The following is a 12887-nucleotide window of genomic DNA, read 5'->3' on the forward strand; positions in this document are numbered from 1 at the left end:
CGGCAGCGCGGCTTGTGTTTCACAGCATTAGGTTTCGGTGTCGGCCTTGAGCAGGACCCGACTGTTATTGACGGATGCCGCCGCCTCCTCCCACAAACCCGTCACCCGGGTAGCCAGCTCTGTTTCGAGCCCGTCGAGCGAGCGCACGACGAAGATCGCAGCCGCGGCGGTGTCGCCCGCTTTCGCAAACCCCTGGCCGACCGCGCGCACCCAGGTTTCGGCCGCGGACTTCGCGGCCGCATAATTTGCGCCGCCAGCGGTCGGTCGGTCTACCGACACGCTCGACACAATGGCGAGCCGCCCGGCCGACGCGGCCAGCAGGTCGGCGTTGAACGCCCGGGTGGTGTTGCGCAGCGTAGTGACCACGTGCGAGTGCAGAAATTCCCAATCCTCGTCGGTCTGACCGGCCAAACCGCCGCCGCCGCGCCAGCCGCCCACGAGGTGAATGAGCCCGTCGATCGGGCCGATCGCGCCGGCTAGGGCAGTCACGGCGGCAAAGTCAGTGAGGTCGCACTCGTAGAGCGCGGCCTCGGGCGCGACCGCGAGCACGGACTGGAGGCGGGCGAGATTGGAGCCGACGGCGACGACGCGCGCGCCGGCATCCGCTAGTGACGAGGCGACGGCCAGGCCGGCCGTGCTGGTCGCCCCGGCGATGAGCACGGTTCGGCCAGCGACGGCCAGACTGGCACCCATCAGTCGACCGCGCTGGCGGTGATACCGGCCGTCGAGTCGATGACCGTGCGCATCTTCTTTTCCAGCGCTTCGAAGAACATCGACAGCGGAAATTCGTCGTCGAGAACCTGGTCGGTGTAGCCCTTCGGGGCGCCGGCGAGCACCTCGAGCGGCAGGCCGCGGGCCCAGGTCGACGCCGGATTCGGAGTGAGGGTCTTCGAGATCATCTCGTAGGCCGCGAGCCAGTGCGCCTTCTTCGGTCGGTCGATCGACGCCCAGTACAGCTCGTCGACCTGCGCTCCGAGTGCGATGACCACCTCGGGAACGGCGTCCCAATCGAAGGTGAGGCGGGTGTCGGTCCAGTGCAGAACACCGTGCTGGTGCATCCAGGCGAACAATAGCTGGCCGCCGAGGCCGTCATAGTTGCGCACCCGGTTGCCGGTGATGGCGAACCGAAAGATGCGGTCGAAGATGACCGCGTACTGCACCAGTTTCGCGTGCCGACGCGCCTCCGGGCTGGCCAGCTCGCTGCGCTCGATCGTGACCGACTCGCGAAAGGCGGTCAGGTCGCAGCGCAGTTCTTCGAGTGAATACAAGAAGAACGGCATGCGCTGCTTGATCATGAACGGGTCGAACGGCAGGTCGCCGCGCATGTGCGTGCGGTCGTGGATGAGATCCCACATCACGAAGGTCTCTTCGGTGAGGTGCTGGTCGTCGAGCAGCGCGGTAGCCTCGGACGGCAGCTCGAGCCGCGTGATCTCGGCGGCCGCGCGCACGACCCGGCGAAAACGGGCGGCTTCACGGTCGGCGAAAATCGCCCCCCAGGTAAACGTCGGAATCTCGCGCATCGCGACCGTCTCGGGAAAGAGTACGGCCGAGTTGGTGTCGTAGCCAGGCGTGAAATCGAGAAAACGAATTGGCACGAACAGTTTGTTCGTATAGCCGGCCTCAAGTTCGCCGATGAATTCCGGCCAGATGACCTCGATCAGCACGGCCTCGACGAGCCGGTTGGCGCTGCCGTTCTGCGTGTACATCGGGAATACCACGAGGTGGCGCAGCCCGTTGATGCGGTGCTGCTGCGGCTGAAAAGCCATCAGGGAATCGTAGAAGTCGGGCACGCCGAATCCGTCGGAGGCCCAACGGTCAAAGTCCACGATCAGGGCTTCAAGATAGGCGGCATCGTGTGTGAAGCGCGGCGCGAGGTCGGTGACCGCGGCGGTGATGCGCGAAACGGAGACGTCAGCATCCGCATGCCGCGAGGCGTCGGCAATCGAGCCGTCCTGCGACTGCAGGCCCTGCAGCGAGGTCGCCGCGGCCTTGAGGTCGAGCCAGGACGGATGCTGCGCGAGATTGACGCCGTCTTCGAGAACCTCGGGCTCTCCGACCAGAGCGTTAGCTACGTGTGTTTTTTCAACAGATATCGACATGGGAACCTCCCGTTCTCGTGAGTGCCGCGGTCGCGACGGGCGTGCGCACCGAAAAGGCTGCTCTTTCAGAATATCGGTCACGGAGCGGCGTTTTCTTGCTATTTTTCGCAACAAATCGTCGCTCGTGCTGGGTTTGGACGCCGAGAATCGACGTTCCGCTCGCGTGCGCGCACTTCATACCGACGTGACCGTGCACCGGAGTGGAGCGTGCATACTCAGGCTCTGATACGCCTGCCGGGGACGATTCGGGAATCGCGGCCCTTTGTGATGCCGAGGAGGTGTCCGATATCGCGAACCGAATAACCTGCGTCGGCCAGTTCGACGGCGCGTTCGGACGTGTCGGTGACCACCGCCCGAGTTTCGGCCTCCCTCGCGTGTGACTTCTACTGTGTAGCTCACCGGAGTCACCCCTTCCCCAGAACCCCTTCGAGGTCCCGTCCTATCGCGCGGAGCAAGCCAGAGGGGAGTCGTGAGTTCCGCGCGCGACACGTAATGCGAAATCTGGGGGCCCTCAGTTTCCCAAGCGTTGACGACGTGCGCGGGCACCGAAATCGTCCAGCGCGTTCAGTAGTTCTGTCGCCTGCCAGTGGCGATTGCGTCGGCCTGCTGTCGGCTGAGACAGGATGCCGGCATCGACGAGCGCGCTTGTACCGTTGCGTCCCATCCGGCGGTGATCGACGTGATTTCCTTCTCCAGCCTGCGACCGTTTGTGACGGCAGCGAACGCGGCTTCCGCCATCGTCTCGATAATCGGACGCACATCCCCATTGCGATAAGCATTAAGTGCATTGAAGTAGCCCTTGGTGTCGCCGAGGAGACCGGCGGAGACTGGGACGGTCACGTTTTTGGTGACGCCGCCTGCGCGCAGCATCCCCTGCACTAGGGCGCGCCCGGTGCGACCGTTGCCGTCGGGGAAGGGATGGATGGTTTCGAACTGAGCATGCGCTATCGCGACCTGCGCGATCACAGGGAGATCGCTGCGACGTACGAACTTCATTACGTCATCCATGAATTCGGGGACTCGGTCCTGGTGCGGGGGAATGAACGAGGCGTTGTGCGGAGAAATTGAACCACCGCCGATCCACACTTGCTCGTTCCGCCAGCGTCCGACAATCAGGGGATTCGACTTCTCCAACAGAGCACGGTGCATGGTGAGAACGGCGTCGAGGTTTAAGCCGTCGGCCAAAGCGATGGCAGCATCGCAGCAAGATAATCGCTCTGGTCGCCGCTCACGGGGCTACGAACCTCCGCGTCTTCGGGAGTGCTGCCCGCGGCATCGATACCTCGGAGTCCGATATCGACCTGAAGGCCGACATTGCGCCAAGAACGGGACTGCTCGCGCTGGCTCGATTGGAACGCGAGCTGGGCGACCAGCTCGGAACCAAAGTTGACGTCGTGGCCAGTGGCCTTCGCGAACACCTCTCTGAACGAGTAGTGAAAGAGGCCGTGCCGCTGTGAGCCGGTCCGATGTCGAGCTCGTGCGGGACGCACTCGATCATATTGACGTACTCAACCGACCACCCTCGAGCGGCGCGCCGCCTACCGCGCCGCGCGGGGCGTGCTCATGGGTGGGACCGACGCTGGCGACGGGTATTACGTCGTGGGCGGGGCATCCGGTCTGAGCGATTTTCTACTCCCCGCCGCGGATTGAAGTAGGTTGACCGCCGCCAACGCAAGCCATGCAGGTATCGGCATATGGTGACGACGTGGGCATATATCGCCGCGATATGCTGCATTATGGACTCCCTCGACTTTCGCCCGGATCGCAGCCAGTTCGTGTACACCTTCGGCGGCGCGGCGCCCAGCCACCGGGTGCGGCCAGGGACCCTGCTCAACCTCTGGTCGGAGGACGCGTTCAACCACGCACTGACGCGCGTCAGCGACGTCGCCAGCCACGTGCTCGACTTTCGCTACCTCAACCCGCAGACCGGCCCCTTCTACGTGGAAGGGGCCGAACCGGGCGACACTCTGGCCATTCACATCATTGATCTCACCCCGGCGCGCAGCTGGGGAGCCTCGGCTGCCATCCCCTTCTTTGGCGGCATGACGAGCACCGATCGCACCGCCATGCTGCAACAGGCGCTGCCTGAAGCTACTTGGATCTACGAGGTTGATACGCTGGCTGGCACCGTCGGCTTCCAATCCCGCTTTAGCGATTTTGAGGTAGCACTGCCACTCGCACCCATGCTCGGCACGGTGGGAGTAGCCCCATCAGGGGGCGAGGTGCGCTCCTCCCTCGTGCCCGAGCGTTTTGGCGGCAACATGGATACCCCCGAGATCAAGCCCGGCACCACCGTCTTTCTAGGTGTAAACGTTGAGGGCGCTCTATTCTCTATCGGCGACGGTCACTACCGGCAGGGCGAGGGTGAGAGCTGCGGCACCGCCGTCGAGGGTGCAATGAACTCCGTCATTCTGGTCGACCTGATCAAGGGCCGCGCTCCGCTATGGCCGCGCCTGGAAACCGACGACTACTGGATGATCGTCGGCTCGTCCCGACCCATGGAAGATTCCTGGCGGATCGCTCAGCTCGAGATGATCCGCTGGCTCAGCGAGCTCTTCGATCTGCACGAAATGGATGCCTACCAACTGCTTAGCCAGACCGCCGAGGCACCCATTGCCAACGTGGTCGACCCCAATTACAGCGTCGTCGTGAAGGTGCGCAAATCGCTATTCCCCACCGTTCACGCTTTCGACGGGATGCACCGCGACCTGCGCGAGCGGGCCGCCATCCGCTGACCTGTTCCGAGACTTTCTCACTCGCTCCGAACCCGCATCACCGAAAGGACCCACCTTGGATCTGCGCATCGCCCAAAAAACCGCACTCGTCACCGGCGGCACGAAGGGCATCGGGCGCGCGATCGTCGATGCCTTCGTTGCCGAGGGCGCCAACGTCGCCTTCTGTGCCCGCAGTGCAGCGGAAGTCGCCGCTACCGAATCCGAATTCGCCAATGGCCCAGCCACTGTCGTCGGCACGGTGCTCGACGTACGCGACAGCGAGGCTCTGGGGCGATGGGTTGCCGACTCCGCCAAGCGCTTCGGCGGCATCGACATGGTGGTGAGTAACGTGAGCGCCCTGGCCATTCCAGATACGGCGGCCAACTGGACGGACTCAATCGAGGTCGATCTAATGGGAACGGTCAACCTCGTGAAGGCATCGATCCCATTTCTGGAGCAGAGCACCGCGCCGTCGATAGTGGCGTTGTCGAGCGTATCCGGCCGCGAGGTGGACTTCGCGAGCGGCCCGTATGGCACGGTGAAGACGGCCATCATCGGTTACATTGCCGGTGTCGCCTACCAGCTTGCAGCGAAAGGAATCCGTGCAAATACGGTTTCACCGGGCAATACGTACCATGCGGGTGGAGTCTGGGAGAGCCTCGAGACCAGTGATACCGACTTCTTCACCGAGGCGGTAGGGCTCAACCCGACCGGTCGCATGGGCACGCCGCAGGAGATTGCAGCGAGCGTCGTGTTTCTATCCAGCCCGGTGTCGAGCCGAACAACGGGCGCGAACCTGCTGATCGATGGCGCGCTCACCCGCGGAATCCAATTTTGACGTCCTGAGTTCGTTACCGAACTACTCGCCGATCAGGCGCAGGCCGTTGTACCAGCAGACCGCGCGTAGCCAGTCGTCGTCGAGTCGCGGCTCTCGGGCGCGCAGGCGTTCGAGCACCTCCAACTGGTGCGCATACGGGTACGGAATGTTGGGAAAATCGCTGCCGAGCACCACACGGTCGGGCAGGTCCGCCAGCCGGGACAGCAGGGCGGGGTCGAAGGGCGCGAGCTGCTCGAAAAAGTCGGTGAACACCATCGTCGTATCGAGGTGCACCCAGGGATACCGCTCGGCCAGGTCGAGAAACTCGCCGTATTCCGGGGCGCCCATGTGTGCAACGACGACCGTCAACAGCGGATGCCGCACCAGCACTCCTGCAAGCGTGTGCGGCCCGGTGATGCCCGGTCGAGGAACCGGCCCGCTGCCGACATGGATCACGACCGGAATCGCTGCGTCGGCCAGTAGCCCCCAGACCGGGTCGAGGATCGGTTCGCGCAGGTCAAAAGCCCCGATCTGCACATGAATTTTGAATACTCGAGCGCCGCGGTCGAGGGCGGACTGAACCTGATCGAGCACGCCATCCTCCGGGTAAAACGTGGCACTCGGAACGCAGTCGGCATGCTCGTCCGCGAGGTCCAGTGAGAAATCGGTCAGGGACGCCGCCATTCCGGGGCGATGCGCATAGGACAGCGCGGTGAAGCGCCGCACGCCGAGTCGGCGAATCGTCGCGAGTCGCGACTCCTGGTCGTCGCGATAGTGAATCGGCCACGGGTGACCGATGAGCGGCTCGATCTCGTCGAAGTGAGCCCAGACGCGCCGCAGCATCCGCTCGGGAAGAAAATGGGTGTGCAGGTCGACCAGCCCGGGCAGGCCGAGCCCCCGCCACCAGGTTGGTACCGCGTTGTCACTGAGACTCATTGCATCCAGTGTGTCAGATTGCCTGACCGGAGTAACTACGTGACCAGCAACACGGCCGCGGCCGTCAGCGCGACGATCACGAGAATCGTGCGCAGCACTGGAGCGGGCAGGCGCCGCCCGATTCTGGCACCGAGCCAGCCGCCGAGGGCTGAGCCCACGCCGATCAGGAGGACAATCATCCAGTCGACCGTGCCGCTGGAGATAAAGATCACCGACGACACGACGTTGGCGACACCGGCCAAAACGTTCTTGGCCCCGTTGGCGCGGTGCATGTCGGTCGACCAGAGAATCCCGAGGAGGGCGAGAAGTACAACGCCCTGGGCTGCACCGAAATAGCCGCCGTACACGCCCGTCGCCAGCACGCCGAGGCTGAGACCAATCGTCACCGGGCGGGTGTCGGCATGGGTTGCTGCAGATTTGCGCCGCACGAATCGCGCGATGCGCGGCTGAATTGCGGAGAGCACACCTGCAAGGATCAGCAGGTACGGAACGACCATGGAAAATGCGGATGCCGGCAGAACCAGCAGCAGGACGCCGCCGACGATCCCGCCGATGGCGGAGAAGATGGCCATGAGCCCCACGGCGCGCCACTGCCCCTGGAGTTCTCGACGGTAGCCGTAGGCGCCGGTGACGGAGGCTGGTACCAGACCAACGGTGTTCGACACATTGGCGGTGATCGGGGGGATGCCGAGGGCGAGCAGGGTCGGAAAGGTGATCAGCGTTCCCGCGCCGGCCACCACGTTGATGATTCCGGCCACGATCCCCGCCACGAAGATAATCGTGCCATTGAGTAGCCCTATCTCAATTTCCATGGTTATTGTCCTATTCATAGACGATCTGTCTCTATACCGTATACAGTATCCAGACAACGGACGAACTATTTCACTCCTTTCACCTGCCGAGTCCAACCGAAGCAATAAGTGGATGCCCGTTCCACGCCCGTTGCCCGGTTGCGATTGATCACTGCCGAACCGAGGTGCCGCGTCTGCTCGGCGGAACAAGCCCCGAACACCAGAGCGCCTGCCACCTCGTCACCGCAGAAAATGGCGCACCGCGCATCAGCCAAGGAGACACGAATTTTGTTTACCACCCGTCCTGAACTCGTCGGAAACGTCGGTATGGTGGCCACCACCCACTGGATCGCCTCGGCCACCGGAATGAGCATCCTCGAGCGCGGCGGCAATGCCGCCGATGCCGCGGTAGCCACCGGCTTCGTGCTGCAAATTGTTGAGCCTCACCTCAACGGACCCGGTGGCGAGGTTCCGATTTTGGTCTGGTCGGAAATCGACCAGCAGGTATCCACCATTTGCGGTCAGGGCGTGTCGCCGGCTGCGGCAACGATCGAGGCCGTGACCGGGTTGGGCCTGGACGTGATGCCAGGGACGGGCCTGCTGCCCGCGGTCGTGCCGGGTGCCTTTGGGGCGTGGACGCTCCTCTTGGAACTGCACGGCACCATGACGCTGCGCCAGGTGCTGGAACCGGCCATCCACTATGCCGAGGAGGGGCATCCGCTGCTCAAACGGGTATCCGTTGCCATCGAAACGATGCAGGAACTGTTCACGACCGAGTGGCCCACCTCAGCTGCGACCTGGCTGCCGGGCGGACAGGTGCCCGCGACCGGAAGCTGTTTCCGAAATCCTGTGCTGGCCGCGACCCTGCGCCGGATAGTCGCGGAGTCCGAAGCTGCCGGCGGGTCGCGAGAAGCGCAAATCCGCGCGGCCAGGGACTGCTGGTACCGAGGTTTTGTCGCCGAAGCCATCGGTGAATTCTGCGCAGACAACGAGGTGATGGATACCTCGGGGGAGCGTCATCGGGGGCTGTTGACAGCCGAGGACCTGGCCCGGTGGGAGCCCACGGTGGAACAGCCGCTCACCTACGAGTATCACAACTACACCGTCTGCAAGACGGGCCCCTGGGGGCAGGGACCCGTCTTTCTGCAGCAACTGGCGCTGCTCGAAGGCTTTGATCTGACCGCGATGGGACCCGGCTCAGCTGACTGGGTGCACACCATCCTGGAGAGTTGCAAACTCGCCTTTGCCGATCGCGAGGCCTGGTACGGCGACCCGAATTTCACCGACGTGCCCATGGCGGCTCTGCTCAGCCCGGAATACAACGCGCAGCGTCGCCTGCTGATCACCGACACGGCCTCCGTGGAACTCCGCCCCGGCAACCCCGGCGGCGCCCAGGCACGACTGCCGCATTACCCGGCATCTCCAGCCGGATATGAGAATTTGATCGGATCCGGCGAGCCGACGATCTCCAAATCGGGGGAGACCCTGGGGGATACCTGCCACGTCGACGTGGTCGATGCCAACGGAATGATGATCTCGGCCACGCCCAGTGGCGGCTGGATGCAATCGTCCCCAACGATCCCCGCTTTGGGCTTCTGCCTCAGCACCCGCGCTCAAATGTTCTGGCTCCAGGAGGGTCTGCCGAACTCCCTGCGCCCGAGCGCTCGCCCACGAACCACGCTGACGCCGTCCTTCGCCCTGCGCGACGGCAGGCCCTGGCTCGCGTTCGGAACCCCGGGCGGCGACGCGCAGGATCAATGGTCGTTGAACTACTTCCTGAACCTCGTGCACGGCGATATGAATCTGCAGGAGGGTATCGATGCCCCCGGTTTTCACTCCACGCACATGCCCAACTCTTTCTTCCCGCGGGATGCGCATCCAGCCGAGGTCTATCTGGAGAGTCGGTTTGATTCGGCCGTGCTTGACGAGCTGCGGGATCGCGGTCACGTCGTCGTGGTCGGTGAGCCGTGGTCCGAAGGGCGAGTGAGCGCCGTGGCGCGCGATGGCGGCTGGCTCAAGGCTGCGGCCAACCCTCGGGGCAACCAGGGCTACGCCGTCGGGCGCTAGTCGCACGGGGCACAGAACGAGGCGCCCCGAGAACTGCGGCATAATCAACAAATGTTGTGCGCGCCGGACGGCGGCAGATGGCGGTCCGCCACGCAGGAATGGTCGAAGAGGAATAGCTGAAGTGTGGGACGTCTTGGAGTCGAAAGGGGATGAGTTGCGCACTCTCGGCCTACTGAAAGCTGCGCAAACCCTGGGCGAACGGGTTTACGAGGTGTTGGAAGAATCCATTGTCGACGGTGTCATCGCACCGGGTTCCCACCTGCGCGAAGACGAAGTCGCCAAGCAGCTGGGGGTGAGCCGAAACCCGGTGCGTGAGGCCATTCAACGGCTCGTGCACGACGGCTTCGTCGAACATCGGCCGGGCAAGAAGGGTGCCTTCGTGCACGCTCCCAGTGACAAGGAAGTGCAGGAGGTTTTCCACGCCCGCTCACTGTTGGAAAGCGACTGCGCACGGTTGGCCGCCGAAAATATTTCAGACGTCGATTTAGCTCGGCTCCAGGAACTGCTGGGGCATGGTGATGCGGCGATCGCGGCCCAGGACGCTAAGCACCTGCTGGAGCTCAACGACCGGTTTCATAATATTGTCGTGGAGGCCGCCGACAACTCGGTTATTGCCCGAATGCTGGGGGTGCTGCAACGACGAATTCGCTGGTATTTCTACCAGGTCGTCGTGACCCGGGCCGCCGGCTCGTGGGATCAGCACCGCCAGATTTACGAGGCGCTGCGCGACCACGACGGCGACCGGGCAGCGGTGTGCATGATGGCTCACGTCATGCAGACCGCCGCGACGATCCGTGATCACCAAGACACGGTAGACGGCGCCGGCCTTCCCCATTAGTCGGCGCAACCTTGTCAAGAGCGCGCAGCAGGCCGATTTTTCCCAGCCAGGATGCCCGCGACGGCATGGCCGAAAGCGGCATGGAATTGGTATGGCCCAGGGCTACGATCGGCTCGATGCGTCCACCCGAGATGATATCGGCGGTCGTGGCCACTTTGGCCAGGTAACCGGGGTTGCGGTAGCTCATGCAGGTGCACATCTGGCCGAGGTGCACTCGTGTCGTGGTGGCAGCGAACGCGGAGATCAGCGACCACGCCTCGTGCATGGCCTGCCTGCTTGGCACCGGCACGGTATGAAAGTGGTCTTAGACCCAAATGGATTCCCAGGCACCGGCATCGGCGTGGGTGGCCAGGCCGCTCATGGTTGCCCACTGCTCGGCGGGTTCGATTCCGACCAGATCGTGTCGCCAGCCCTGGGGTACCAACAGTCCGAATCGCATGGTTTCATGCCTAGACTGCCGCCTGGTCGGGGCGTCAAACGTTACTCTGGAGCCAGGACGACAACAATAAACGGACGGCGGTGACAGTGCACGCTCTCGACTTCGCCGGCATCATGAGCGAGATCCTCACCCTCGTCGGCCTCATCATCGGAGCGCTGCTCTACATTGTCGGCTTGTCCGTGCGCGGCATCAGTGGCCGCTGGACCCGCACGACCGCGGTGATCGCCGCGTCGGGGCCGGCCACGGTCATCCGCTGGTTTGATGGCGACGGCGATGTCCACGAATGCCCGGCCGACACCCACGAGACGCACCACCTGGTACCCGGCGACGATGTGCGCGTGTGGTTTCGCAACCGCCATCCCGAGCGTTGCCGCACACACGACCCCGAACTCGACGGCAAGGGCCTGCGCCTGATCGGCCTGGTCTTGCTCGGCATCGGCGTGCTCGCCGGCGTGACCGGCATCGTGCTGATGTTCGTCTAACCGACCGTCTTTTCGGCAGCGGATGCTGCGCGCGGCCGCGCCCATCCGCTCGCCGCCGCGGTCACCGCGATGGTAACGAGTGCGCCGAGCAGCAGCGCCGCCGCCTCCCCGGGGGCGAGCACGTGCAGCTGGGTACCGATCGTCGCGGCCGCGATCGGTATACCGAGCTGGGCCGCCGACAGCAGCCCGAATGACAGGGGCAGGCCCAGCACCCGGGTGGTCGCGTGGGTCAGCAAGGTCGCCAGGCCCAGTGTCAGGCCGAGGGCGATCATCTGCGGGTGGTCGGTCAGGTCGCGCAGCGCGAGCGAAGCGCCGAGCCAGACGAAGAACAGCGGGCCGAAGAATCCGTCGGCGAGGGCGAAGAGCTGTCGGGCGAGGCGGCGCGGTTCGCCGACCGCTGCGACGGCGAGCCCGAACGCGAAACCGGCGAGCATGACCGAGACATAGCTGAACACGGCCACCGCCGAGAGGGCAAACAGAATGGCCAGTTGGATGCGCAGCTCGAGGGCGAACTTGCGGTTCGCCGAGAGCTTGTGCAGCCGTGCGCGGGAGCCGTTTCGTTCCAAACGGGACAACAAGACGTACAAGGCCACGGCCAACGCCGCGATCAGGGCGGCGCCGAGCGCCGCGCGGCCCGCATTCGGCGGGTCGATGGCCAGGGGCAGCGCCACGATGGCCGCGATGTCCGCGATCGCAACCTGTGCCGTGAGTTCGAGCATCGAGCGCCCGCGCAGCCCCAGGGAGTGGATGAGCGGCAGCACGAGCGCGGCCGACGAGGAAGCCAGCAGCACTATATAGAGAGGTGCATGATTCGTTCCGAACATTATCGCGATGGCCACGCCGAGGGCGCTCGCCGAGACCGTGACGAGAATCGCCCGCACCAGGCCCGCCGAGAGCGCCGCGCGAATCGCGCCGGTACGAACCGGCACGTGCGTGCCGGCCACGAACATGATCAACGCGAATCCGACATCCGCTAACAGGGTCAGCGTGGGGTCGGCGGCCTCGATGAGGCCGAAGCCGGTTCGACCGACGATGACGCCGGCGGCGAGCTGGCCAATGACGACCGGGATATTCCAGCGGCGCGGCATTGCCAGGAGTGGCCCGAGCAACGCGACCACGGAGATGATCGCGAGGGTTTGAAAGTCCATCCGCGCCTCCTCCTATTGCTAGATCGAGCGTAGTACTGCTGCAGACGGCATGATGGGGGTATGAGTCGAACCGTCGCCGGAGCCCACGTGCTGATAACCGGAGCAGCCAGCGGCATGGGCCGCCTGTATGCCGAACGCTGCGTTGCCGAGGGGGCCAAAGCCGTCATCCTCTGGGACCGCGACGGTGCTGCGCTCGCCCAAACTGCTGCCATCCTGACGGAACGCTCCAACGGGCTCACCCGGATCGCGCCGTACGTCGTGGATATCGCCGATCTCGGCGCCATCGCGCAGACCGCACAGCGCGTGCGCACCGAGATCGGCAACCCCGACGTCGTCATCAACAACGCCGGAATCGTGCGTGGCAAATATTTCTGGGAGCACGACAACGGCGCAGACACCCGCCCTACCATGCAGATCAACGCGCTCGCCCCGATGTACATCACCCGAGAGTTTCTCCCGGCCATGATTGGGCAAAGTCAAGTGGTCAGGGCAACGCGGGGGTTTTTGCTTCGAGAAGTAGCTGGTTGAGGCGGTAGGCGGGGGTTTCGAGGTTGAG

General features: G+C 64.2%; 13 protein-coding genes and 1 pseudogene. 7 read left to right on the top strand and 7 right to left on the bottom strand.

What is annotated here, in order from left to right:
- Nucleotides 1-27 precede the first annotated feature (27 nt).
- The 3 genes from CXY80_RS15560 to CXY80_RS15570 all read right to left on the bottom strand — a co-directional run bounded on the left by CXY80_RS15560 (nucleotide 28) and on the right by CXY80_RS15570 (nucleotide 3233).
- A complete protein-coding gene (locus tag CXY80_RS15560; protein WP_199182281.1) occupies nucleotides 28-693 on the bottom strand; it encodes an SDR family NAD(P)-dependent oxidoreductase in 666 nt (221 codons plus the stop codon).
- The gene (locus tag CXY80_RS15565) at nucleotides 693-2099 is read right to left on the bottom strand and encodes a DUF6421 family protein (RefSeq protein ID WP_092447938.1); all 1407 of its coding nucleotides are present in this window, start codon (nucleotides 2097-2099) and stop codon (nucleotides 693-695) included. Before CXY80_RS15565 ends, CXY80_RS15560 begins: the two co-directional genes overlap by 1 nt.
- A 564-nt stretch (nucleotides 2100-2663) precedes the next feature.
- The gene (locus CXY80_RS15570) at nucleotides 2664-3233 is read right to left on the bottom strand and encodes a Fic family protein (protein ID WP_233195414.1); all 570 of its coding nucleotides are present in this window, start codon (nucleotides 3231-3233) and stop codon (nucleotides 2664-2666) included.
- 161 nt (nucleotides 3234-3394) lie between these two features.
- On the opposite strand from CXY80_RS15570, the gene CXY80_RS20835 reads away from it, so the two are divergent.
- The 3 genes from CXY80_RS20835 (at nucleotide 3395) to CXY80_RS15585 (ending at nucleotide 5651) form a co-directional block, all read left to right on the top strand.
- Nucleotides 3395-3556, top strand: coding sequence for a hypothetical protein (locus CXY80_RS20835; protein WP_369828707.1), 162 nt, complete (start codon nucleotides 3395-3397; stop codon nucleotides 3554-3556).
- 279 nt (nucleotides 3557-3835) lie between these two features.
- Complete coding sequence (locus CXY80_RS15580; RefSeq protein WP_104133001.1) at nucleotides 3836-4834, top strand: acetamidase/formamidase family protein; 999 nt, start codon at nucleotides 3836-3838, stop codon at nucleotides 4832-4834.
- 55 nt (nucleotides 4835-4889) lie between these two features.
- The gene (locus CXY80_RS15585; RefSeq protein ID WP_092447935.1) at nucleotides 4890-5651 is read left to right on the top strand and encodes an SDR family NAD(P)-dependent oxidoreductase; all 762 of its coding nucleotides are present in this window, start codon (nucleotides 4890-4892) and stop codon (nucleotides 5649-5651) included.
- A gap of 21 nt (nucleotides 5652-5672) precedes the next feature.
- Here the strand turns inward: CXY80_RS15585 and CXY80_RS15590 are convergent, their stop codons facing one another.
- Both CXY80_RS15590 and CXY80_RS15595 read right to left on the bottom strand, forming a co-directional pair.
- Nucleotides 5673-6566 carry an amidohydrolase family protein gene (locus tag CXY80_RS15590; protein WP_092447934.1) on the bottom strand — a complete coding sequence of 298 codons (894 nt, stop codon included), beginning with the start codon at nucleotides 6564-6566 and terminating at the stop codon, nucleotides 5673-5675.
- Between the two features lie 35 nt (nucleotides 6567-6601).
- Nucleotides 6602-7378, bottom strand: coding sequence for a sulfite exporter TauE/SafE family protein (locus CXY80_RS15595; RefSeq protein ID WP_092447933.1), 777 nt, complete (start codon nucleotides 7376-7378; stop codon nucleotides 6602-6604).
- Nucleotides 7379-7645: 267 nt separating this feature from the next.
- Here CXY80_RS15595 and CXY80_RS15600 point away from each other — a divergent pair, with 267 nt between their 5' ends.
- Nucleotides 7646-9424 (top strand): gamma-glutamyltransferase family protein, encoded by a 1779-nt coding sequence (locus tag CXY80_RS15600; protein ID WP_369828703.1) that lies wholly within the window; start codon nucleotides 7646-7648, stop codon nucleotides 9422-9424.
- Nucleotides 9425-9578: 154 nt separating this feature from the next.
- A complete protein-coding gene (locus CXY80_RS15605; protein ID WP_158251678.1) occupies nucleotides 9579-10262 on the top strand; it encodes a GntR family transcriptional regulator in 684 nt (227 codons plus the stop codon).
- A gap of 94 nt (nucleotides 10263-10356) precedes the next feature.
- Here CXY80_RS15605 and CXY80_RS20480 read toward each other — a convergent pair.
- Nucleotides 10357-10701, bottom strand: a pseudogene (locus tag CXY80_RS20480) (LLM class flavin-dependent oxidoreductase); the annotation flags it as partial.
- Nucleotides 10702-10781: 80 nt separating this feature from the next.
- Here CXY80_RS20480 and CXY80_RS15615 point away from each other — a divergent pair.
- Nucleotides 10782-11183, top strand: a complete 402-nt coding sequence (locus CXY80_RS15615) for a DUF3592 domain-containing protein (RefSeq protein ID WP_233195416.1) — start codon at nucleotides 10782-10784, stop codon at nucleotides 11181-11183.
- Here the strand turns inward: CXY80_RS15615 and CXY80_RS15620 are convergent.
- Nucleotides 11180-12331: a cation:proton antiporter gene (locus CXY80_RS15620; RefSeq protein ID WP_104133004.1), complete on the bottom strand. Its 1152-nt coding sequence runs from the start codon at nucleotides 12329-12331 to the stop codon at nucleotides 11180-11182. The genes CXY80_RS15615 and CXY80_RS15620 overlap by 4 nt on opposite strands.
- Nucleotides 12332-12391: 60 nt before the next feature.
- Between CXY80_RS15620 and CXY80_RS15625 the strand changes: the two genes are divergently transcribed.
- Entirely contained in the window at nucleotides 12392-12859 is a 468-nt protein-coding gene (locus tag CXY80_RS15625; RefSeq protein ID WP_104133005.1) for an SDR family NAD(P)-dependent oxidoreductase, read from the top strand.
- The last annotated feature ends 28 nt before the right edge of the window (nucleotides 12860-12887 follow it).

The sequence above is a fragment of the Cryobacterium sp. M91 genome, from assembly GCF_002929615.1.
In the GTDB taxonomy this organism is placed as follows: domain Bacteria; phylum Actinomycetota; class Actinomycetes; order Actinomycetales; family Microbacteriaceae; genus Cryobacterium; species Cryobacterium levicorallinum.

What these genes read in the sequence shown, in the direction of transcription:
- CXY80_RS15560 (WP_199182281.1), bottom strand. Translation starts at nt 693, where the DNA reads ATGGGTGCCAGTCTGGCCGTCGCTGGCCGAACCGTGCTCATCGCCGGG.
- CXY80_RS15565 (WP_092447938.1), bottom strand. Translation starts at nt 2,099, where the DNA reads ATGTCGATATCTGTTGAAAAAACACACGTAGCTAACGCTCTGGTCGGA.
- CXY80_RS15580 (WP_104133001.1), top strand. Translation starts at nt 3,836, where the DNA reads ATGGACTCCCTCGACTTTCGCCCGGATCGCAGCCAGTTCGTGTACACC.
- CXY80_RS15590 (WP_092447934.1), bottom strand. Translation starts at nt 6,566, where the DNA reads ATGAGTCTCAGTGACAACGCGGTACCAACCTGGTGGCGGGGGCTCGGC.
- CXY80_RS15595 (WP_092447933.1), bottom strand. Translation starts at nt 7,378, where the DNA reads ATGGAAATTGAGATAGGGCTACTCAATGGCACGATTATCTTCGTGGCG.
- CXY80_RS15620 (WP_104133004.1), bottom strand. Translation starts at nt 12,331, where the DNA reads ATGGACTTTCAAACCCTCGCGATCATCTCCGTGGTCGCGTTGCTCGGG.
- CXY80_RS15625 (WP_104133005.1), top strand. Translation starts at nt 12,392, where the DNA reads ATGAGTCGAACCGTCGCCGGAGCCCACGTGCTGATAACCGGAGCAGCC.